The 21,238-nt window shown below is 41.2% G+C and carries 17 protein-coding genes; 14 read left to right on the forward strand and 3 right to left on the reverse strand.

Features of this window, described 5'->3' with window-relative positions:
• The first annotated feature begins 107 nt into the window (after window positions 1-107).
• Both ACQKMF_RS15080 and ACQKMF_RS15085 read left to right on the forward strand, forming a co-directional pair.
• Window positions 108-1,199: a CotH kinase family protein gene (locus tag ACQKMF_RS15080; RefSeq protein WP_427573896.1), complete on the forward strand. Its 1,092-nt coding sequence runs from the start codon at window positions 108-110 to the stop codon at window positions 1,197-1,199.
• Between the two features lie 146 nt (window positions 1,200-1,345).
• A complete protein-coding gene (locus ACQKMF_RS15085; protein WP_101224070.1) occupies window positions 1,346-2,317 on the forward strand; it encodes a TRM11 family SAM-dependent methyltransferase in 972 nt (323 codons plus the stop codon).
• Between the two features lie 157 nt (window positions 2,318-2,474).
• Here ACQKMF_RS15085 and ACQKMF_RS15090 read toward each other — a convergent pair whose 3' ends face one another.
• Together ACQKMF_RS15090 and ACQKMF_RS15095 are read right to left on the reverse strand one after the other, a co-directional pair.
• Complete coding sequence (locus tag ACQKMF_RS15090; RefSeq protein WP_427573898.1) at window positions 2,475-3,671, reverse strand: M14 family zinc carboxypeptidase; 1,197 nt, start codon at window positions 3,669-3,671, stop codon at window positions 2,475-2,477.
• A 189-nt stretch (window positions 3,672-3,860) separates the two neighbouring features.
• A complete protein-coding gene (locus tag ACQKMF_RS15095) occupies window positions 3,861-4,826 on the reverse strand; it encodes an MBL fold metallo-hydrolase (protein WP_427573900.1) in 966 nt (321 codons plus the stop codon).
• Window positions 4,827-5,154: 328 nt separating this feature from the next.
• Here ACQKMF_RS15095 and ACQKMF_RS15100 point away from each other — a divergent pair, with 328 nt between their 5' ends.
• Window positions 5,155-6,132 carry a 2-hydroxyacid dehydrogenase gene (locus ACQKMF_RS15100; protein WP_427573902.1) on the forward strand — a complete coding sequence of 326 codons (978 nt, stop codon included), beginning with the start codon at window positions 5,155-5,157 and terminating at the stop codon, window positions 6,130-6,132.
• 669 nt (window positions 6,133-6,801) lie between these two features.
• Window positions 6,802-8,025: a multidrug effflux MFS transporter gene (locus tag ACQKMF_RS15105; protein ID WP_402942914.1), complete on the forward strand. Its 1,224-nt coding sequence runs from the start codon at window positions 6,802-6,804 to the stop codon at window positions 8,023-8,025.
• 64 nt (window positions 8,026-8,089) lie between these two features.
• Here ACQKMF_RS15105 and ACQKMF_RS15110 read toward each other — a convergent pair whose 3' ends face one another.
• A complete protein-coding gene (locus tag ACQKMF_RS15110; protein WP_101224066.1) occupies window positions 8,090-8,875 on the reverse strand; it encodes an SDR family oxidoreductase in 786 nt (261 codons plus the stop codon).
• A gap of 207 nt (window positions 8,876-9,082) precedes the next feature.
• Here ACQKMF_RS15110 and ACQKMF_RS15115 point away from each other — a divergent pair, with 207 nt between their 5' ends.
• From ACQKMF_RS15115 to kynA, 10 genes are all read left to right on the forward strand, one after another.
• Complete coding sequence (locus tag ACQKMF_RS15115) at window positions 9,083-10,081, forward strand: Gfo/Idh/MocA family protein (protein ID WP_402941483.1); 999 nt, start codon at window positions 9,083-9,085, stop codon at window positions 10,079-10,081.
• 81 nt (window positions 10,082-10,162) lie between these two features.
• Complete coding sequence (locus tag ACQKMF_RS15120; RefSeq protein WP_101224065.1) at window positions 10,163-10,471, forward strand: heme biosynthesis protein HemY; 309 nt, start codon at window positions 10,163-10,165, stop codon at window positions 10,469-10,471.
• 21 nt (window positions 10,472-10,492) lie between these two features.
• Window positions 10,493-11,614, forward strand: a complete 1,122-nt coding sequence (locus tag ACQKMF_RS15125; protein ID WP_402941488.1) for an NADH-dependent flavin oxidoreductase — start codon at window positions 10,493-10,495, stop codon at window positions 11,612-11,614.
• Window positions 11,615-11,870: 256 nt separating this feature from the next.
• Complete coding sequence (locus ACQKMF_RS15130; RefSeq protein WP_402941491.1) at window positions 11,871-13,280, forward strand: glycoside hydrolase family 1 protein; 1,410 nt, start codon at window positions 11,871-11,873, stop codon at window positions 13,278-13,280.
• 510 nt (window positions 13,281-13,790) lie between these two features.
• The gene (locus ACQKMF_RS15135) at window positions 13,791-15,431 is read left to right on the forward strand and encodes a SulP family inorganic anion transporter (RefSeq protein WP_402941494.1); all 1,641 of its coding nucleotides are present in this window, start codon (window positions 13,791-13,793) and stop codon (window positions 15,429-15,431) included.
• 85 nt (window positions 15,432-15,516) lie between these two features.
• Complete coding sequence (locus tag ACQKMF_RS15140; RefSeq protein WP_157831082.1) at window positions 15,517-15,930, forward strand: MerR family transcriptional regulator; 414 nt, start codon at window positions 15,517-15,519, stop codon at window positions 15,928-15,930.
• A 228-nt stretch (window positions 15,931-16,158) separates the two neighbouring features.
• Window positions 16,159-17,673, forward strand: a complete 1,515-nt coding sequence (locus ACQKMF_RS15145) for a carboxylesterase/lipase family protein (protein ID WP_402941497.1) — start codon at window positions 16,159-16,161, stop codon at window positions 17,671-17,673.
• Window positions 17,674-17,723: 50 nt separating this feature from the next.
• The gene (kynU, locus tag ACQKMF_RS15150; RefSeq protein WP_402942917.1) at window positions 17,724-18,992 is read left to right on the forward strand and encodes a kynureninase; all 1,269 of its coding nucleotides are present in this window, start codon (window positions 17,724-17,726) and stop codon (window positions 18,990-18,992) included.
• Between the two features lie 14 nt (window positions 18,993-19,006).
• Entirely contained in the window at window positions 19,007-20,356 is a 1,350-nt protein-coding gene (locus tag ACQKMF_RS15155) for an amino acid permease (protein WP_101224059.1), read from the forward strand.
• A gap of 17 nt (window positions 20,357-20,373) precedes the next feature.
• On the forward strand, window positions 20,374-21,219 hold the full coding sequence (kynA, locus tag ACQKMF_RS15160) for a tryptophan 2,3-dioxygenase (RefSeq protein ID WP_427573908.1): 846 nt from the start codon (window positions 20,374-20,376) through the stop codon (window positions 21,217-21,219).
• The last annotated feature ends 19 nt before the right edge of the window (window positions 21,220-21,238 follow it).

Below are 21,238 nucleotides of genomic sequence, written 5' to 3' on the forward strand. Positions count from 1 at the left end.
AATATGCCAGAGATAATAGCACAATTTTTAATAAAAATTTGTTTTGGTGACACCCCTCGCTTTTTTTCATAATTTAATATGAAAGTGAAAGTGAAGGGAAGGGTTATATGAATTCTGACCAGAAGCTGCCTGTGTACCAGCTTTTTATTTCACCAGTTAATTTAATGGAACTTCGCAGAGATATATGGTGCAATGATCCTTTACCGGCAAAGTTAACACTTAACAGAAAAAAACTTGATATTGATATTGTTTACCGTGGCTCTCATATCCGTGGTTTTCGCAAAAAATCCTATAATGTAGTCTTTTATAAACCTAATACTTTTAAGAGTGCCAAGGAAGTTCATTTAAATGCCGAATATAAAGATAAATCTTTACTAAGAAATAAATTATCTTTAGACTTTTTTGCGGATATAGGAACCTTATCACCGAACTCCCAGTTCGTTTTTCTGAACTTGAACGGAAAAGACGAAGGGATATACCTGGAATTGGAATCGGTGGATGAATATTATTTGAAGAAAAGGGGTCTGCCACAGGGGTCCATTTTCTATGCAGTGGATGGTGATGCCAATTTCTCATTGATGAGCGATTTGGATAAAGGAATCAAAAAATCATTGGAGATGGGCTATCAAAAAAAATGCGGAACAGAAAAGGATGAATTATATTTACAAGAGCTAATTCTTCAAATCAATACAATTTCAAGAATGGATTTTGAAAAGGAAATAGTAAAATATGTCGATATCGAAAAATACCTGCGCTGGCTGGCCGGTGTCATATTCACACAAAATTTTGATGGGTTCGTTCATAACTATGCCTTGTATCGAAATGGAGAAACTGGACTCTTTGAAATGATTCCATGGGATTATGATGCGACATGGGGCAGGGATGTTAACGGGAAAGTGATGGAAGAGGATTATGTGGGAATCGAGGGGTTCAATACATTGACTGCTAGAATCCTTGATGTAAGGGGTTTTCGTGTCCGATACCAAGAACTTCTTAAGGAGATTTTGAACAATCAATTTAACGTGGGCTATATGAAACCTATCATTCAGGAAATGCATGATCAAATAAGACCTTATATTTCAAAAGATCCATATATCAAGGGGGATATTGTGAAATTTGATAATGAGCCCGAATTCATCCTGAAATTCATTGAGGCCCGTGCAAAGTATATAAATAGCCGGCTGTATAAATTGGATTAATAATTCCTATCCGCTAGTGATGGAACAATGAAAAATATAACAGCAGGAATGTTGAATGATAAGCATTCCTGCTTTTTACTGCACGATTCCATTTGCTTTTCTATACTATTACAGCTATGTTTGATAGAAAGAGATAATCTAAAGTAATGAAGGATGGGAATGGATTGACTAATCATAGCCGCAAACCGGCATATATATATACGTTTACATGCACCCCTGACGAACGCTCATTATCTAAAATGGAGATGCGCTCGTTCTTTGGCTTTGAGACTTCAGGGGATATTTTGAAAAGTGATATAGCAATTGAACCGAGCAGGAGCCCTTTCATAAAAGGGCGGGTCGAAGTGATGTTTGAAGGGGAGAGCATATCCGAAATCGTTGAGCAAGTGAAGGATATCCATTTGCCTGATTCGACGTTCAAAGTATTATTCGTGAAAATTAACGATTTGAATAAAGAAGCAAAAATAGATTATGATGGACAGCGTGAAATTGAACGGGAGATTGGCTGGCACATTCAGGGAAATGCCGATGTACGCAATCCTGATCAGGTCTTTGGAATCGTGACCCTTGGCGGACGTTGGTATTTCGGGAAGTATGTCAAACCTGAAGCGGTTTGGTTAAAACATATGAAAAAGCCCCGTGAATATTCAACAGCGCTAAGCACAAGAGTGGCGAGGGCCATTGCCAACATAGCCGTTCCGCATCCGGATGGAGTGAAGGCAATTGATCCATGTTGCGGAATTGGAACGGTATTGGTAGAAGCATTGTCGATGGGAATCAATATTGTCGGCCGGGATATCAATCCGCTTGTTACCGACGGTTCCAGGGAGAACATTGCTTATTTCGGACTCGAAGGTGATGTAACTACAGGTCCGATTTCGGAGGTCACAAGTAAATATGATGTAGCGATTATCGATATGCCCTACAATTTATATACACATGCGACGCCGGAAGATCAGCTATCGATCCTTAAACATGCCAGGGGCTTTGCTGACAAGGTCGTCGTCGTAACGATCGACACGATGGATCATATGATTGAAGAAGCAGGATTTGAGATCGCCGATCGCTGTGTTGCCAGGAAAGGCATTTTTTCCAGAGAGATTGTCGTGTGCGTGTGAGTATCTTCAGCAAGAAAAGGCTGAAATCTTTAATTGGATATGGACTTACCCCTGTCAATTAGACAAATAAAAAGGGCTTTGCTGCCATCTGGCTTCGATATTCAACCGGTGCCAGATGGCGGACAAGCCCCCCTTTACAATTAAGTTTCAAAATTGACTAGATTCCGGGTGTAGATGAACTTTCAGGAATTTTTTCATAGTCTGATGGATTAAGATTATGAACTGATCCATCTGTTACACCATTGATAATACCCATTAGCCCCGTTTCAACCGTTTTTACGAGCTGGCCATTCTTTTTTTGCCCAAAGTTTTGTGTTTGACCACTAACTTCAAATAGAACCGTCCCACTTCCGTTTAAAGCAAACGTCCCTAAAGCAGTTCCTGGCAGGTCAATAGATTGATCATATAATGAAATATTTGTAAAAACTGAATTCCCTTTTGCTTGCAGTGCATTATACGCAGTAAGTGTCAACTGACGAGAGAAATCATATTTGAAATTATCTGCATACTCTTCATATTTAGCACCTTCTGGAGTGCTTGGGTTAGGAACGAATTTTCCTGATATTGACATAGTTGCACGCTCATCAGTTCCTTCGATATATGGGAATCCCTGGTGATGAAGATCGATAAAAACATCCACTTTCCCGAATTTCGATTTTAACCCTTTATATGTGTCACGTAGCGTTTGCGCTTCGGGGGTAATAAACCAGCCTGGCTTTTCAGATGCCCCCGGGAAGTCTTGAGGCTTTGGTACATAATTTAGGTCTGGATTGAAGTCACGATTAACATCAAATCCCGGTTTGCTAGCATAGTCGTCTCCTGATCTGGGAGTAGTGTAATAGTTCCAAGTAGGTTTTGCATTAGAAAGTTGGGGGAATTTACCTACAACTTCAGACCATTTCATCTCATTTCCACGACGATCAAGCTCTGAGCCGTCTACGTTCATCATTGGAATGGCAACAATTGTTAGTTCATCAAGTACTTTCTTTACCTCAGGTGAGTTACTTTGACCAAGGTTTTTAAGAATGTTCAATAACGCGACAGTTCCTGTTTTTTCATTTCCATGAATTTCACTTTGAATAAGAACGACTTTGTCACCATGACCGACAGTCACTTTTTGAATGGAACGGCCCTGATTAGTTTTTCCGGCCACTTCGACATTGACTTTCCCTGCACTCGCTTGCTCAAGTTGATTTAATTCTTTTACAAGTTCGTCATAATTAAGGAATGCTTCGGTAGAAAGATTCGTTCCACCTGTCGGATTTGGTCCTCTTTCAGCTAAGCTGAAATTTGGGCCAAGTAAAGTTGCGGCTACTACTGTTGAACTTAAAACCTTTAAAAATTTTCTTTTCACATCAAATCCCCTATTCTGAAAATATTTAATATTCAGATAATAAATTCTTCACATTCTAATCTATTTCCTGTTAGATTAATTAAAACACCCAAAAAGGCCTATGTATTTCAGATTCAATTATTTTGTATATTTTTCCACAAAAAAGTCCCTACTAAGTGGGGACGATTTCAATTTCAGCCTTTTTTAATGTCATTTAGCTTGATAATGAACTACATCTTCAACGAGTTGTTTCGTGACCTTCCCCTGATATTCTAAATAATCCAAATGGCCGATGATTTCAGACATGACGAGCGGGAATTCTGTTATATACTTTTGTTTGTAAAACTCCTTTGCCAATTCATTGCCTGTAGAAATTCCGGATTCTATCAAGGCCAGGATCTTTTGTGATTTTCTTTCTATGCTGTTGAGTCTTTTTTCAATCGTATGACCAGGTTGTTCAATGATGTTACCATGACCAGGAAAGAGGAGATTCACCTGTAATGCTAAACATCGTTTTAATGAATCGATATGATCTACAAGGGTCAGCATTCTATTACCGTTTTCATCAGGTTCGATCAAGGCATTGCTTGATATATGTTCAATCAATAAATCACCGGCAAGAAGCCGTTTTCCTTCTTTGTCAAGGAATGCAATTTGATCCGGGGCATGCCCTGGAAATTCGATCACTTCAAAATTCAGCAATTGTTTTTCCGTGATTGCGATGATGTCACCATTCAGTTTTTGATCTTTATTATTATCGACCGCGTTGAATAGGTAAGCCACTTGTTTATCTCCAAGTTCACCACAGCCCATCTCATGGTAAAGCTGCTTATAAAATTCAATTCTCATACTTAAGAAGGAAGGGTCCCTTTTTAAACGGGGAATGGATTTAGAATGGGCATAAACGGGAATCGGATGGAGTTCGGTAATCCGGTTGACCAAACCAACATGGTCTCCATGGTGATGGGTTAATAAAATTTCCGTTATATCTCCAACGGTAAATCCATTTTCGTTTAATGTTTGCTGCAGTGCATTCCAGCAGACGTCATCATTCATACCTGCATCGACTAATGTTAAAGATTCATCCTGTTTAACTAAATAAAAGTTTATACTTTTTAAAGATAAAGCGCTTGGAGCTATAATTGGATAAATTTTAGATGTTGTATTCGTTTTCATGAACGTCCCATATCCTCCTAAATCGAGATAAACTTCATCTGGAAAATTGCGAAAATTACTAATGACCGAATAGATTTAAAGGGTTATTATTCTATGATTAATTGAATGAACTGAAACTGTCAAGCGGAAGCTTACAGGCAATCGAGAAATTTAATAGTAAGATTGATTGGAAATGAATGGTCTATTTATCTAGTTTATTTTAAAATTGAATAAACAAGCCAGTAATTTAGCCAATATTCTTTTAATTATTTTTGTGTAAAAAAACTGAAGACGACAAAAGGTGCAAAAATGCGTTTCATGGAACGAAACGGTATGGGAGGTTTAGGGTTTGAAGCAAAAAATTTATATTACAAGGAAATTGCCAGGACAAATCATCGAAGGTCTTAGTCAAAATTATGATGTCAGGATGTGGGATCAAGAGGATATACCGGTCCCTAGAGAAGTCCTTGAAGAAGAAATGAAAGAAGTAGAGGGACTGCTTTGCTTATTGACGGAACAAATCGATGAGTCACTGATTGAACAGGCACCTAATCTGAAAATCATCGCGAATATGGCAGTGGGCCATAATAATATTGATGTTCAAAGTGCAACAAAACGGGGCATCATGGTAACGAACACACCGGGGGTTTTAACGGAAACGACAGCTGATTTAACCTTCGGCTTACTGCTTGCAACGGCGAGAAGGATGATGGAGGCTGAAGATTATTTAAGGAGCGGAAAGTGGGAAACCTGGTCGCCGATGCAGTTGACCGGACAAGATGTACACGGTGCAACGCTGGGTATCATCGGGTTAGGCAGGATTGGGGAAGCCCTTGCCAAAAGAGCTAAAGGGTTCGATATGAACTTAGTTTATTTTAATCGAAGCCGTAAATATGAACAGGAAAATACATTAGGAATCGAATATCAGCCTCTTGAGAAATTGCTCCAAATCTCGGATTTCGTTTGTGTCATGCTGCCGCTCACGCCGGAAACCACTTACATGATTGGCAAGGAGCAGCTTGAATTAATGAAAGGGACGGCTGTGCTCATAAATACCGCAAGAGGCGGGATTATCGATGAAAAAGCATTGTACCAGGCGCTGGAGAGTCGAGAGATTTGGGCGGCTGGATTGGATGTATTCGAAGAAGAGCCCGTCCCTGTGGACCACCCGCTGCTAACATTGCCCAATGTGGTTACATTACCGCATATCGGCAGTGCCAGCATTGCCACAAGATTGAAAATGGCTGCTTTAGCTGTACAAAACTTGATGGAGGGTTTATCTGGTGATATTCCCCGTAATTTAGTAGTGTTGAATAAATCAAAATGACTCTTAAAGGGATTTGGAATGGTCACATCCCGAATCCCTTTCATGATTTTAAAACGAGACTTGAATAGACTCCTTGAGTTTTGACTGTTTTATAGGATAAAACCTACTAGATTGATGAACTTGGCAGACGGTCGGCGGAATGGGGAGCGGATTTAATCCGTGAATCTTAAAATAAATGCTTCGGAGTGAGGTAAAGGTCGAAAAAAATCGTGATCGACCGAAAAGTGGGGTGTAGGTCGGATAAATATGAGAACGGCCGAGGAAAAGCTCAGGATAACAAAATACGTCCGGTATAGGTGGTGAAAAGTGGTCCGGCTGAAATCAACTGCAACGTTTTTTTAATAAAAAATGGCAGGCAAACTCGCTTTACTTCGAGTATGTCTACAATAAAAAATGACTCCAAAATGGGGTCATTTTTTATTGGATTCTTTTAACCGAAGCTGAAAATAACGCTCAAATGGAGTTGCATCCGAAGGTGGGAATCGTTTTGTCCGTTAAAAGTTTTCCTTTATCCTCACATTAATGCTTAATTGAATGCAGAATGGAAGAAACGAATTCGAGTGAAGCATTCTTATCGTAAATTGTGCCGATTTTTTGTAAAATAAAGAAAGTCGAGTTTTATTTAGGAAAAACAATTAGTTGAAAGGGATAGGGGTAATAATGATTGAAATGAAGGAAACGATATCATCAGGCAACGAAATGACTAAATCCAAATGGCTGTTGATGGCTCTTATGCTGGGGTCTTTTGCAGCGATTGGACCACTGTCACTTGATATGTATTTACCAGGTCTCCCTACACTGGCAGAGGATCTGAATAGCAGTACGTCTTTAGCGCAGCTGAGCTTGACTGCCTGCTTGTTAGGATTGGCTTTGGGCCAAATTTATTTAGGGCCTCTAAGTGATGCAAAAGGAAGGCGGACACCGTTAGTCATATCTTTATCCATTTATTGCATTTCATCTCTGTTATGCGCTTTTGCTCCAACCATTGAATTGCTTTTATTATTACGTTTTATCCAAGGTATTGCAGGAGCGGGAGGCATTGTCATTTCAAGGGCCATAGTTCGTGACCTTTTTTCAGGAACGGATTTGACCAAGTTCTTCTCCATGTTAATGCTTGTGAATGGGGCGGCACCGATATTGGCTCCGGTTTTTGGCGGTCAACTTTTGCAGTTCACTTCTTGGCGGGGAGTTTTCATTGTCATTTCAGTATTAGGTATCATTATGGTTGCGGCTGCATTTTTTGGGATAAAGGAAACTTTATCGTCTAATCTCAGGAGTGCCGGTGGGGTAAACGATACAGTCAGGACTTTTGGGAACTTATTGAAGGATCGTGTGTTTATGGGCTATGCTTTTGCACAAGGATTCATAAGTGCCGCAATGTTCGCTTATATTTCCGGATCGCCTTTTGTTCTCCAGAACATTTATGGGGTTTCCCCACAGACCTTCAGCCTGATTTTTGCAATAAACGGAATTGGGATCATCATCGCTTCACAAGTTGCCGGGAAGCTTGCTGGGAAGATTAAAGAAGAAAAACTGCTTCAAATGGGATTATGCCTAGCCTTGTTTGGGGGGATATTACTTCTTGCCTCAGTTCTTCTTGAAATGGGGTTGGCAGGAATCTTGGTCGCTTTATTCCTCTCTGTCTCCAGCGTCGGTATTGTCGGTACAACGAGTTTTTCCTTAGCGATGCAAAATCAGAAAAAAACAGCAGGCAGTGCTTCGGCTTTAATAGGCCTGCTTCCCTTCATATTGGGATCACTAATGGCTCCCTTGGTGGGATTAGGTTCAGGTGAGTCACCCTTGCCGATGGGAATTGTGATGGTAAGTTGTCATGTCATCGCCATGTTCGCTTATTTACTCCTTGCCCGTCGCGGATTAAGGCGAGTTGCTTAAAAAGGAAAAAAGCTGAAATCCTGATGTGGATTTCAGCTTTTTCCTTTAAGGGGGTAAGTATGAATCATAAAAGTGATTCTGCTCCATCGATATAAACTTCCGTACCCGTAACATGTGAGGACATGTCTGATGCTAGAAACAATACGAGATCACCGGCTTGTTCGGTAGTTCCCGCTTTCTTCGCCAGGGGCTGGGAGCCTTGCGGATATTCAATGGGAATCGTGATTTTTTTTAAGTTTTCATCTTCCGGGAATGTGTTATCGTGAATGTTCGTATCGATGGAGCCGGGACAAATGGTATTTACCCTGATTTTATATCTTGCCAATTCGAGTGCAGCCATTTTTCCGAAAGCGACTTGACCAGCTTTGGATGAACTATAAGCGGAAAAACCAAAATTCTTGAAATATCGGTTTCCATTGATGGAGCTGTTGATTACGATGCTGCCGCCTGTTTCCTTCATGTAGGGAATGGCGTATTTGATGGTGAGAAAGGTGCCTTTGAGGTTGATGGTATGTGTCTGATCCCAATCTTCTGGCTTTATGTCTTCTATAGGGGCAATCACTCCGTTGATGCCTGCGTTTGCAAATACAAAATCAATTTTTCCAAAATGTTCATAGGCCGTCTTGTAGGCATGTTCAACTTGCTCAGCCTTGGAAACATCCGTTTTAATGATTAAAGCCTCTCGGCCAAGGTTCTCCACTTCTTCCTTCACTTTTTCGGCATTTTCGACTGTACGATCAAAAAAGATGATGTTCGCGCCGTTTTCAGCTAGTTTCAGTGCAGCGCCCCGGCCAATTCCCGATCCTCCACCGGTAATGATGGCAACTTTGTTTTTCATTAATTCTGTCATAAACTTCACACGCTCCTTTTAAGTCTTCTATTCCCAATTTGGGAGTATGTAGAAACATCATGGCAGTGGTAATATAGAAAAATTATAAACGAATATTGCCTAAAAAATCCAATTTAAACAATTGCGGGTGTTCATTATACTTTGTTTTTCAGTGAAATGTCTGTATATTGAGGACATAATTAAGTTAGCTTGAAAGGGGATAGGATGTTGATAAGATTAGGGGTAATAGGTACAAACTGGATCACGGAACGATTTTTGGAGGCTGCTAAGCATGTAGAGGATTTATCTTTAACCGCCGTGTATTCACGTACAGAAGAGAAAGCCAAGGAATTTGCCAATAAATACGAAGTACATACGACTTTTACGAATATAGAAGAAATGGCTGCCAGCGATGAAATCGACGCTGTATATATAGCAAGCCCTAACTCTCATCATTGCCGGCAAGCCGTGTTGTTTTTACAAAATAAAAAACATGTATTATGTGAAAAACCAATGGCCTCGAATGCGACAGAAGTAAGGGATATGATTGAGGCAGCAAAACAAAATGATGTGCTATTGATGGAAGCGATGAAATCGACCATCATGCCGAATTTCGAAAGTATAAAAGGGAATCTGGATAAAATCGGGAAGATTAGGCGTTTCTCGGGAAGCTTTTGCCAATATTCATCACGCTACGATTCATATAAACAAGGAACTGTGCTGAATGCATTCAATCCGGAATTCTCCAGTGGCTCTTTAATGGATTTAGGCATTTACGTCCTCTATCCACTTGTTGTACTGTTCGGTAAACCGAATAAGGTGCAGGCATCAGGAACGATGCTTGAATCAGGAGTTGATGGGCAGGGGACGATTCTGCTTTCCTATGATGAAATGGAGGCAGTCGTCATGTTTTCCAAAATTACTGAATCCAATTTGCCATCGGAAATTCAAGGTGAACTTGGAAGCATCATCATTCAGAAAATTTCAGGACCGCAAGCGGTGGATATTCAGTATCGGGATGGAACCACTGAAAATATTTCTGTTAAACAGGATATGCCTACCATGTATTATGAAGCGAAAGAATTTGTTGATTTGATACAGCAGGGGAAAATGGAATCCGATATTAATTCATATTCGAATTCATTATTGACCATGGAAATCATGGATGAAGCAAGAAAGCAAATCGGCATCGTCTTTCCTTCAGACCGAGGACATGGCCAATCATGAAGGGGAAAAATGGATGTTACTGATAACCCTTAATTGGGTAGAATTCAGTACAGGGATAATTTTATTGTTGGAGGAATGGACATGAATTGCAAAATAAATCGCAATGCAGCAAAGGTCTTACAAAAAATGCTGAGCACTGAAGAAGCCGAAGGGAAAATGATTCGTGTATATATCACCCATATGCATGGTGATCATGCCCATTATGACATGAAGCTGGATACACCGGCAGAGCATGATGAAATCGTCAAAACAGATAAAGAAATCGATATTTTGCTTGATTCACGTGAAGAATTTCTGGATGGTGTCTGGATTAAATATTTTTATGTACCTGAAGAAGGCTTTGAAATCACGAATCCTTCTAAAGAACCGCACGGACATCATCACCACTAAGAGTAAAGGGGGAGGATTGGCATGAATCAAAAATACGAAAAGATTTTTCAACCATATATATTTCCATCAGGGGTAGAAGTGAAAAATCGTATCATGATGGCTCCTATGACCACTTATTCTTCAGATGATCAAGGCGTTGTAACCGATGATGAACTGGCCTATTACGCTGAACGCTCGGCTGGTGTAGGTGCGGTGGTCACGGCATGTGCCTATGTATCTGCTGGAGGCAAGGGATTCCCAGGCCAACTTAGTGCAGATGACGATTTCTTTATCCCTTCCTTGAGAAAACTAGCCGAAACGATTCAGTCAAACGGCTCAAAAGCGATCCTGCAAATATATCATGGAGGCCGGCAAAGTCCGCCGGAATTATTGCCTGATAACCAACCTGTTTCTGCAAGTGCCATCGCTTCCAGCGAGGAAGCACCTGTACCGCGGGAAATGAGTGAAGATGAAATACAAGACATTATTAAGGCATTTGGAGAAGCAACAAGAAGGGCAATCGAAGCAGGATTCGATGGTGTGGAAATCCATGGTGCCAATACGTACTTGCTGCAGCAATTCTTCTCGCCACACTCGAACCGTCGTACGGATAAATGGGGTGGAACACTGGGAAAACGTTTGATTTTCCCGCTTACCATTGTGAATGAAGTCGAGAAAACGGTTGCTGAGCATGCGAAAAAGCCGTTTATCATCGGCTACCGCCTTTCTCCTGAAGAAGGCAGCAATCCTGGAATCACATTAGATGATACGATTCAATTCGTTGATAGATTAGCGAATCAAAACCTGGATTATCTACATATATCGGTAGGCCACTTCTGGAATGGCTCATTCCGCGAGAGTGATAGGACAAAGTCACGCATCGTCAAAATTTACGATAAAGTAGGTAATCGTATCCCTGTTGTCGGTGTAGGCTCACTGCATACACCCGATGAAGTTGCGGAAGCTATGGAAACGGGTGTCCCTTTTATCGCCCTTGGCCGCGAGCTTCTTATGGAACCGCATTGGATTGAAAAAATCAGGTCTGGAAAAGAAGCGGAAATACGGACCACCCTTTCAAAAAAAGATCAGGATGAACTGGTCATTCCAGATTCGCTTTGGGAAAAGTTGATTGGGATAAAAGGATGGCTCCCGGTTGTGGAGTGATTGCCTTGAATAAATGCGTAACCCGTCCTCCTTAGGTGGACGGGTTTTGCATATGTTCATATGAAACTATAAATCAATCATCTTCAGCTAGAAAAAGAGAGGTTGATTCAGCAGAATTCTGGATTTAATCATTCCCTGATAGTAAATACTATCTTTAAGGCTTATGTTTTACGTGAATTAAAAATTAATATTTGTGCCAATGAATTAAATATATTATTATAAATTTAATAAGAGGGTATGAAATGGAGGGTTATAATTGAAGTTTCCACACGATTTTTTATTAGGAGCAGCTTCCGCTTCTTTTCAAATAGAAGGAGCATGGGATGAAGATGGTAAAGGTATAACGAATTGGGATGTCTTCTCGAAGATACCGGGGAAAACATATGAAGGTACAAACGGTGATGTAGCGATAGACCATTATCATCGTTACAAAGAAGATATTAAATTAATGGCAGAGATGGGACTTGAATCATATCGGTTTTCCATTTCATGGGCACGTATTTTGCCAACCGGTGACGGGGAAATCAATGAAAAAGGTTTGGAATTTTATAATAATGTTATTAATGAATGCTTAAAATATGGGATTGTTCCATTTGTTACGCTGTATCATTGGGATTTGCCTTTGACGCTTGAACAAGATGGGGGATGGACGAATAAGCGAACAGCTGAAGCATTCGTCAAGTATGCGGAGATTTGTTTTCGCGCATTCGGAGACCGCGTCAAACATTGGATCACGTTTAATGAAACGGTTATGTTTTGCGGTTTAGGGTATTTAAAAGGAGCGCACCCGCCTGGAATCCAAAACGATGAAAATAAATACTTTCAAGCGACACATTACGTTTTTTATGCACATGCCAAAGCGGTAGAGGTATACAAGGGACTGAATCATTACGGTGAAATTGGGATTACCCATGTATTCCTACCAGCTTATAGTATTGATGACAAACATGAGAATGTATTAGCTGCTAGGCATGCCAATGAATATGAAACTTTTTGGTATTATGACCCAATTTTAAAAGGTGAATATCCAGCTTATGTGGTTGAGCAATTAAAGGAGAAAGGCTGGACACCAAGCTGGACCGAAGAAGAACTGGATACGCTAAAAAGAAATGCGGGGAAAAATGATTTTATCGGACTCAATTATTACCAGCCCATTCGTGTGGGAAAAAATCGGGAAGCGATTTCAAACATGGAGCATTCAAGAGAAACATCTACTCTAGCTCCAGGAAACCCGTCTTTTGATGGCTTTTATCGGACCGTGAAAATGGAAGATAAAACATATACAAAATGGGGCTGGGAAATCTCACCTCAAGGATTCTTAGATGGGCTGCATATGTTAAAAGAGCGTTATGGTGATATTAAAATGTATGTTACAGAAAACGGACTTGGTGATGAGGATCCGATTATCGATGGTGAAATAGTGGATGTTCCCCGTATTAAATATATTGAGGAGCACTTAAAAGTGATTAAGCGGGCAATCAACGAAGGCATACATTTAAAAGGATATTACGCATGGTCTGTCATTGATCTATTAAGTTGGTTAAACGGGTATAAGAAGCAATACGGATTTATTTATGTGGATCATCATGATCAGTTAAACCGGAAAAAGAAGCTGTCGTTTCATTGGTATAAACATATTATCGAGACGAGAGGGGAAGAGCTGTAAACTGAAAGAAAACTTATATAGAGCCTTGAGTTTTTATAGAGCATGTTTTGAGCAATCTTTCTCAAAACATGCTTTTTCTATTGGTCTTTTTTCAAGTTTTCCGGTATGGGAAATTAGACCAAAGTTCAAACCTCCTAATTCATAGTCTGAATCTACGGCTTCAAATTAACTAGACTGGAAACATGGTCCCGGATTGTAATATAAATGTAAAAATATGCAATAAGTTGTAAACAAATGTTAACGTTACTAACAATGTACAGTTTTACGTTTTACTGTATAATGTTGAAGCGTGGTAGAGGCCATGTCAAATAACTTAACATAAGGAGATTACATATGACGATTATTTCTTAGCTTTGAAAAGTCCCCCCCGCATGGTTTGTCCCGTTGAAAAAACCTACAAGTCAGATTAATTTTGATCAAGCAACTCCCTCTAAAATGAAAGAAAGTCATTTTTCCTGATGATGGTAGATCCCAACTAAAAAAACGACTAAGGATGTGAGTTTTAAAAAGATGATAAAAGATTCTAGATTTCAAGGGTATAATATGAAGGGTTTTCAAAAGGACGTAACGGCAGGATTGGTCGTAGGTGTTGTGGCCATCCCTTTAGGATTGGCTTTTGCAATTGCTTCAGGCGTCGAACCGATATACGGGTTATATACGACCATCATCGCAGGAATCCTCATATCGATTTTGGGTGGCTCCAAGTATCAAATTGGAGGGCCAACCGGGGCGTTCGTTCCTTTATTATTTGGAATCGTTATGCAATATGGGTATGAAAGCCTGCTAATTGCCGGGTTTTTAGCGGGGATTATGTTAGTCCTGATGGGTCTGCTTAAGTTAGGCAATTTGATGAAGTTCATTCCCCGTCCCGTCATCATTGGATTTACAACAGGAATTGCGATAATAATCTTTTCAGGGCAAATTGCCAACTTCTTTGGTATGAAAGTGGAAAAACATGAAGCGTTCATGGATAACATGAAGGAACTGGTGATTAAAGCAGACACGATCAATCTATATAGTGTGTTTGTTGCGATTATATGTTTTGTCGTCATACTGCTGGCACCTAGACTTTTGCCACGAGTGCCAGGACCGCTTCTGGGTTTGCTGATTTCCACAATTGCAGCTTACTTTTTATTTCCCGATAAGGTGGCTACGATTGGTTCTACGTATGGAGCGATTCCGAAAGGTTTTCCGCAATTCCAAGTGCCGGAGCTATCAGTGGAAGTCATTATCACACTCCTTCCCGTTGCTTTTACGATTGCCTTGTTAGGCGGTGTCGAGTCATTGTTATCCGCTACCGTGGCCGATAACATGGGGGGAACCAAGCATGATAGTAATAAGGAATTGGTTGGGCAAGGAATCGCGAACATCGCGACCCCATTCTTCGGGGGGATACCTGCGACAGGTGCCATTGCCAGGACAGCTACCAATATAAAAAGCGGGGCAGCCTCCCCGATGTCCGGAGTCATTCACGGAATTGTCGTTTTACTTGTTTTGCTGGTGCTTTCTCCATATGCAGAGCATATACCTTTGGCTAGCATGGCGCCCATATTGATGTTTGTTGCCTGGAATATGAGTGAAAGAAAGGAATTCGCTCATGTATTGAAAACGAAGACGGCGGATTCTGCGGTTTTGCTAGTCACCTTCCTCGTCACAGTCTTCACTGATTTAATCATGGGGGTAGGAATTGGCTTATTGATTGCCTTCATCACCTTCATTGCAAAAATGAGCCACACGTTAAAAGTCAGGGAAAGAAGTCATGAGATTACCGAGATAGTCCCAATTGATAATTCGGATTCAAAGATCAATGTGTATAACTTGGAAGGTCCCCTATTCTTTGGTTCGATAGACGTCCTGGAGTCATCGATATTGGAGAACTTGGATAATAAGACGAAAGTGTTGGTAATAAGCATGCGCCGGGTAACATATATGGACACTTCAGCAGAGGCTGCACTATTGGCGATTGTTAATCGCATCGGAAAATATAAGGGGAAATTAATCATTTCCGGAATTCAGCAGCAACCCAAGGAATTGTTACTCAGCACTGGTCTGTATCATAAAATAGATAAACAGCACTTTTTTAATTCGAAGGAAGATGCCCTGTATTTTGCCAAGAAGCAGTTGAAGGGCAATTCGGATAAAGTAGTCTAATAGTTTCATCCTCGAAGTCACCTTTTTGGATAGTTATGTTATAGTATCGTTAACAGTAGATTTTTAAAAGAAGGTGACTATCTGGGTGAATATATATCGGATTGGCCAGCTTGCTGAACTTGCGAATGTTTCGAGAAGAACCATTGACTATTACACACAATTAGGAATGCTGAACTATGAAAAAACTGGGTCAAGATATCGGTATTACACAGAAGATGCTTTAAATCGTCTTCAAATGATTAATCGGTATAAAGAACAGAATATGCCTTTGACTGAAATCAAGGAACGGTTACAAGTCTGGTCTGAAACCACTGTTGATTCTGAGCAAGTGCTCTTGATGGTGGACAAGCTATCTACAGACCTTAAAGGACTGGAGAATGAATTGCTGGAATTAAAGCCTTTATTGGAACAGCTCGATGAACAGCAATTAACATATGCTGCACAACAGCTTTCCGTTCGGGGCAGCTCTTTATTGAGTATCCTTGCCATGCTCGCCTAAGCTTTTTGCCAAGTTCAACAAAAAAGACCTGATTGGGTCTTTTTTTGTTAACTGGCCATTTAATGAAAACTTCAAACTCATGAGGATAACCTGACTTTATATACGATAGCGGTACTTTATTTTGGAAGAACGGAGTCTATAGATCTTTTTTCAATAAAGATGAAGGATATAAGGGAATGGAAAAAGAAGAACTTAAGTATCTACTACTATATGAAGAGGTGAAAGGGAATGATTGGATCGATAGTTACGACGGTAAAAGGACATCTTCAAGGTACTATGGAAAACGATATATGCGTTTGGCGTGGAGTCAGGTATGCGAAAGCGCCGATTGAGGGTCTGCGTTTCCTCTCGCCGGAGCCAGTTGATAAGTGGAGCGGTGTCCTGGATGCAGTGGATTTTGGTCCGATTCCCCCGCAGCCGATGGATCGGGCGGTAAGGACAGGAATGACGGGAAATGAAAAAATGGATGAGGATTGCTTGTTCCTGAATATTTGGTCGCCTAGGGCAGATGATAAAAAACGCCCGGTCATGGTGTGGATTCCTGGAGGAGCATACATAACGGGAGCTGGATCCCTTGATATGTACAATGGACATTTACTGGCTAAGAATGGAGATGTAGTCGTAGTAAGCATCAACTATAGGCTGGGGGCACTGGGATATCTGGATTTTTCCGAGTTTGCAGTTGATGGGGAAATATTTGAAACCAATTTAGGTTTACGTGATCAAGTTGCGTCTCTGAAATGGGTTAATGAAAATATAGAAGCGTTTGGCGGCGACCCTGATAATGTTACGATATTTGGTGAATCAGCTGGTGGCAATGCGGTGACGACTTTACTTACTGTTCCTTCAGCTAGAGGTCTTTTTAAACAGGCCATTGCGGAAAGTCCCGCTCCGACATCTGTTTACGGAAAAGGATTTGCGCGCCAATTCAGTGAAAGGTTCCTTGAAATATTGGGCATTGGAAAGGATGAAATCCACCGCTTAAAGACGCTTCCAGTTCAAGAGATTGTCACGGCTTCCTACCAACTCTTGCAGGAAAATTCACAGGCCATGCCGGGCTCATTATCATTTGGACCTGTCGTAGATGGTGACTTCCTGCACGATTATCCACTAGATTCGATTCGATCCGGAAAAGCAAAGGGAATACCCTTGCTTATAGGAACAAATAGGGACGAAGCGACGTTATTCGACCAGATGGATCCCCCATTAATTCCAACTAATGCGGCGATGATTCAGAAAATGTTCGATAACACTGATCCAGAGGCGAAAGAGCGAATTACGAATGCTTATTTAAACTACCCAGAAAAGGAAGCTGTGCTTGGCATTGGCCGTGATGCGACTTTCCATATTCCCTCGGTTTGGTATGCGGAGGCATACAGCCGCTTTGAAAAAACATGGATGTATCGTTTTGATTATAAAACGGCGGCAATGCGCATAAGTAAATTAGGGGCGACGCATGGTATGGAAATCCCTTTTGCTTTCCAGACTTTTGACTCGGCATTTGGGAAACGGATTGTTTCATATGGTTCAAGGTCAGCTGCCCTGAAGGTTTCCCATAGAATGCAGGGCCATTGGGTCAACTTTGCGAAAAATGGAAACCCCAATCCCCCGGAAGGAGAAATCTGGCCGAAATATGATGAAAGAAATCACTACACAATGATTTTTGATAAAAAGGATTATATTGAAAAAGATCCTGACAGAATGATAAGGTTGGCATGGGAAGGGGTAGGGATCTACAAGTGAAAAAAAGTGGCTTGGAAGGAAGCGGGGAGAACAAGGATATCAATAATTTCATGTCAACGAAAGAGTATGCGAAAACGTTGGATCAGGAAGATCCATTAGTTTCTTACAGAGAGGAGTTCTACTTGAGCCCCGGGATGATTTATATGGATGGCAACTCATTGGGACTTTTATCGAAGCGGGCTGAGAAAAGTTTAATGAAGTCATTGGAAGATTGGAAAAAGTATGGGGTCGATGGCTGGACGGAGGGTGCCGAGCCCTGGTTTTACTTTTCTGAGAGATTGGGTGAATTGAGTGCCCCGTTGGTAGGAGCTTTAGAGGATGAAGTGATAATGGGAGGGTCGACTACAGCTAATCTGCATCAGCTTGCGGCCACTTTTTTTGAACCGAGAGCTGGCAGGAATAAGATTTTGGCGGATGAACTAACCTTCCCGAGTGATATCTATGCACTTCAAAGCCAGCTCCGATTGCATGGGCTAGATCCTTCGGCACACTTGGTTCAGGTGAAAAGCCGAGATGGTAAATTCCTTGAAGAAGAAGACATCATTGAAGAGATGAACGAGGAAATAGCGTTGATTGTACTTCCGACGGTTTTATATCGAAGCGGACAGATCCTTGATATGGAGAGGTTAACAAAGGAAGCGCATGCGCGTGGAATCATGATAGGATTCGATGCCTGTCATTCCGTGGGGGCCATCCCGCATTTGTTTGACAACTGGGAAGTGGATTTCGCGTTTTGGTGTAATTATAAGCATTTGAATGGCGGACCAGGATGTGTAGCGGGGTTATATGTGAACCGTAAGCATTTTGCAAGGATGCCCGGGTTGGCTGGATGGTTTGGGTCGCGGAAAGATAAGCAGTTCGATATGGAACATACCTTTACCCAGGCAAGTTCGGCAGGTGCCTTTCAAATTGGAACTCCCCATATATTAAGCATGGCCCCCCTTTTAGGCTCGCTTGAAATGTTTGCGGAAGCGGGGATAGAACAAGTCCGGAGGAAATCCTTGAAGCTGACTCAATATCTTATGGATTTAGTACATTCGGAATTGACGGGATATGGATTTGAGATTGGGAGCCCAAGGCATGAAGCAAAAAGGGGCGGTCATATCATCCTTGAACATCCAGAAGCTGCAAGAATATGTAAAGCATTGAAACAAGAGGCCATCATTCCCGATTATCGTGAACCGAATATGATTCGTTTAGCACCTGTTGCTCTTTATACCTCTTTTCAGGAAGTCTATGAAACTGTACAGGTGCTTAAGAAGATCATGGACGGCAGATTATATGAAAACTATGAAAATAAAAGGGGAATCATTGCCTAGAATGGGAGCAACATATGGAGAAAAATAAACTGCATCGTGAATTATCATCGAATCAAATCACCATGATAGCCATGGGATGTGCAATTGGCACCGGGTTATTCTTGGGAAGCGGCCTTGCGATTTCAACGGCAGGTCCAAGTGTACTTATCAGCTATGCAATAGGTGCATTCATTGTCCTTCTGCTGATGGGCTGTTTGGCGGAAATGACTGTAGCCTATCCAACATCGGGATCCTTTGGTACCATTGCTGAAAAATATATAAGTCCATTTGCGGGTTTTGTTGTGAGGTATTCATATTGGATAGCGAATGTTCTTGCCATTGGTGTCGAAGTGAGTGCCATCGCTGTTTATATGAAATATTGGTTCCCGGCTGTACCTGGAAGTGTTTGGATTTTCCTTTTTGCTGCACTGCTAATCTATGTAAATGCGACGAGTGTCAATACATTCGGGAATTTTGAGTATGTATTTTCAATGATCAAGATAAGCGCCATTGTCATATTCATTCTACTTGGCGCCTATGTGGTGATTGGCGCAGGGCCTTCAAGCGGGATCGGTGTAGAGAACTATGCCAATGATGGAGGTTTTATGCCTTTCGGCTTTTGGGGGCTCTGGGTCGCCATATTCATTTCGCTCTTCAGCTTTTTAGGAACTGAGTTGATTGCGGTGACGGCGGGAGAAGCAAAGGATCCGGATATAGCCGTCCCTAAAGCTTTGAAGGCTACTGTCTTCAGGCTTGCCACTTTTTATGTACTGACTATCGGGATCATGTTAATGATTGTTCCCTGGCAATCTGCCGGTATTGACAAAAGCCCATTTGTTAAGGTAATGGAAATCCTGAATGTTCCCGGGGCATCGGGAATAATGAATTTCATTATTTTAACCGCTGCTTTATCCGCTATGAATAGTCAATTATATGCCTCCACCAGAATGATATTTTCGTTATCCGAGCAAAAGCAGGCTCCAGCCCTATTTCAAAAAGTGAGCAGGAAAGGTGTCCCGGTAAGGGCACTTCTCATATCCACTTTAGGAATATTTCTTGCTGCAGGAGTAAAGGTCCTGCTTCCGGATACTTCATATGCATTCATGATGGGGATATCAATGTTCGGAGCCATTTTAACCTGGTTCATGGTGTTCATTTCCCATTTATATTTCAGGAAGAGATGGGAGAAATCAGGTGGCCGCAAATTACCGGTTAAAATGTATGGATTTCCATATCTAACGATTCTTGGTGCATTACTTTTGTTTGCTTTGACGGTATCTACCTGGTTCACTGGCCCATTTAAAATCGTGCTCCAGTTCGGGGTTCCATGGCTGATCTTTCTTTGCATCATTTATTTTTTGATGTCGAAATTCAAAAGAAAGTAAAGGGAAAGAGGGATAGTATGGATAAGGGTCCAGGAGATGAACATCGTTTGGAAGAAAGTATGGTAACTGATTTTGAAAAAGATATGTCCTATGGGGACTATCTGCATTTAAATCAAATTTTATCAAGTCAGCATCGACTTTCCGGCCATCACGATGAAATGCTGTTCATCATCATTCACCAAACAAGTGAATTGTGGATGAAATTGATAATCCATGAATTGACTGCGGCAACTGATCATATTGAGGCAGGACATTTGGAGCCTTCCTTTAAGATGCTATCCAGAGTGGCCAGGATCCAACAGCAACTAGTTCAATCTTGGAATGTGCTTTCGACCTTGACGCCATCCGATTATATGGAATTCCGGGAGAAACTAGGAAACTCTTCAGGGTTTCAATCATTTCAGAACAGGTTGATAGAATTTGCGATGGGTCAAAAGAATTCGCAAATATTGGCCGTTTTCCGTCATCAGCCCGAGCTTTATGAGTCGATGATGGCAGCCTTGAATAAACCAAGTATTTATGATGCGGCTTTAGGTGCTTTGGCTGCAAGAGGGCTTCCTATTGATCAATCGGTCCTGAAGAGGGATTGGTCTTTAATTTATCAGGAAAATGCAAGTGTTGAAAAAGCATGGCTGACCGTTTACCGCGATGTGCATAACTACTGGGATTTGTATGAGCTGGCCGAAAAACTCGTTGATATTGGAAGTCAACAACAATTCTGGAGATTCAATCATATGAGTACTGTAGAACGGATCATCGGTAATAAAAAGGGAACTGGCGGATCGTCAGGTGTAAGTTATCTGAAGAAAGTGGTCGAACAGCCATTTTTTCCTGAGCTTTGGACATTAAGGACCAAACTGTAAGCTTTGACTGGGGGGATAT

Source organism: Peribacillus sp. NPDC101480 (assembly GCF_050277335.1).
Taxonomy (GTDB): Bacteria; Bacillota; Bacilli; order Bacillales; family DSM-1321; genus Peribacillus.

Coding starts and splice junctions, on each gene's coding strand:
- ACQKMF_RS15080 (WP_427573896.1), top strand. CDS start 108: ATGAATTCTGACCAGAAGCTGCCTGTGTACCAGCTTTTTATTTCACCA.
- ACQKMF_RS15085 (WP_101224070.1), top strand. CDS start 1,346: ATGAAGGATGGGAATGGATTGACTAATCATAGCCGCAAACCGGCATAT.
- ACQKMF_RS15095 (WP_427573900.1), bottom strand. CDS start 4,826: ATGAAAACGAATACAACATCTAAAATTTATCCAATTATAGCTCCAAGC.
- ACQKMF_RS15105 (WP_402942914.1), top strand. CDS start 6,802: ATGAAGGAAACGATATCATCAGGCAACGAAATGACTAAATCCAAATGG.
- ACQKMF_RS15110 (WP_101224066.1), bottom strand. CDS start 8,875: ATGACAGAATTAATGAAAAACAAAGTTGCCATCATTACCGGTGGAGGA.
- ACQKMF_RS15120 (WP_101224065.1), top strand. CDS start 10,163: ATGAATTGCAAAATAAATCGCAATGCAGCAAAGGTCTTACAAAAAATG.
- ACQKMF_RS15125 (WP_402941488.1), top strand. CDS start 10,493: ATGAATCAAAAATACGAAAAGATTTTTCAACCATATATATTTCCATCA.
- ACQKMF_RS15135 (WP_402941494.1), top strand. CDS start 13,791: ATGATAAAAGATTCTAGATTTCAAGGGTATAATATGAAGGGTTTTCAA.
- ACQKMF_RS15145 (WP_402941497.1), top strand. CDS start 16,159: ATGATTGGATCGATAGTTACGACGGTAAAAGGACATCTTCAAGGTACT.
- kynU (WP_402942917.1), top strand. CDS start 17,724: ATGTCAACGAAAGAGTATGCGAAAACGTTGGATCAGGAAGATCCATTA.
- ACQKMF_RS15155 (WP_101224059.1), top strand. CDS start 19,007: ATGGAGAAAAATAAACTGCATCGTGAATTATCATCGAATCAAATCACC.
- kynA (WP_427573908.1), top strand. CDS start 20,374: ATGGATAAGGGTCCAGGAGATGAACATCGTTTGGAAGAAAGTATGGTA.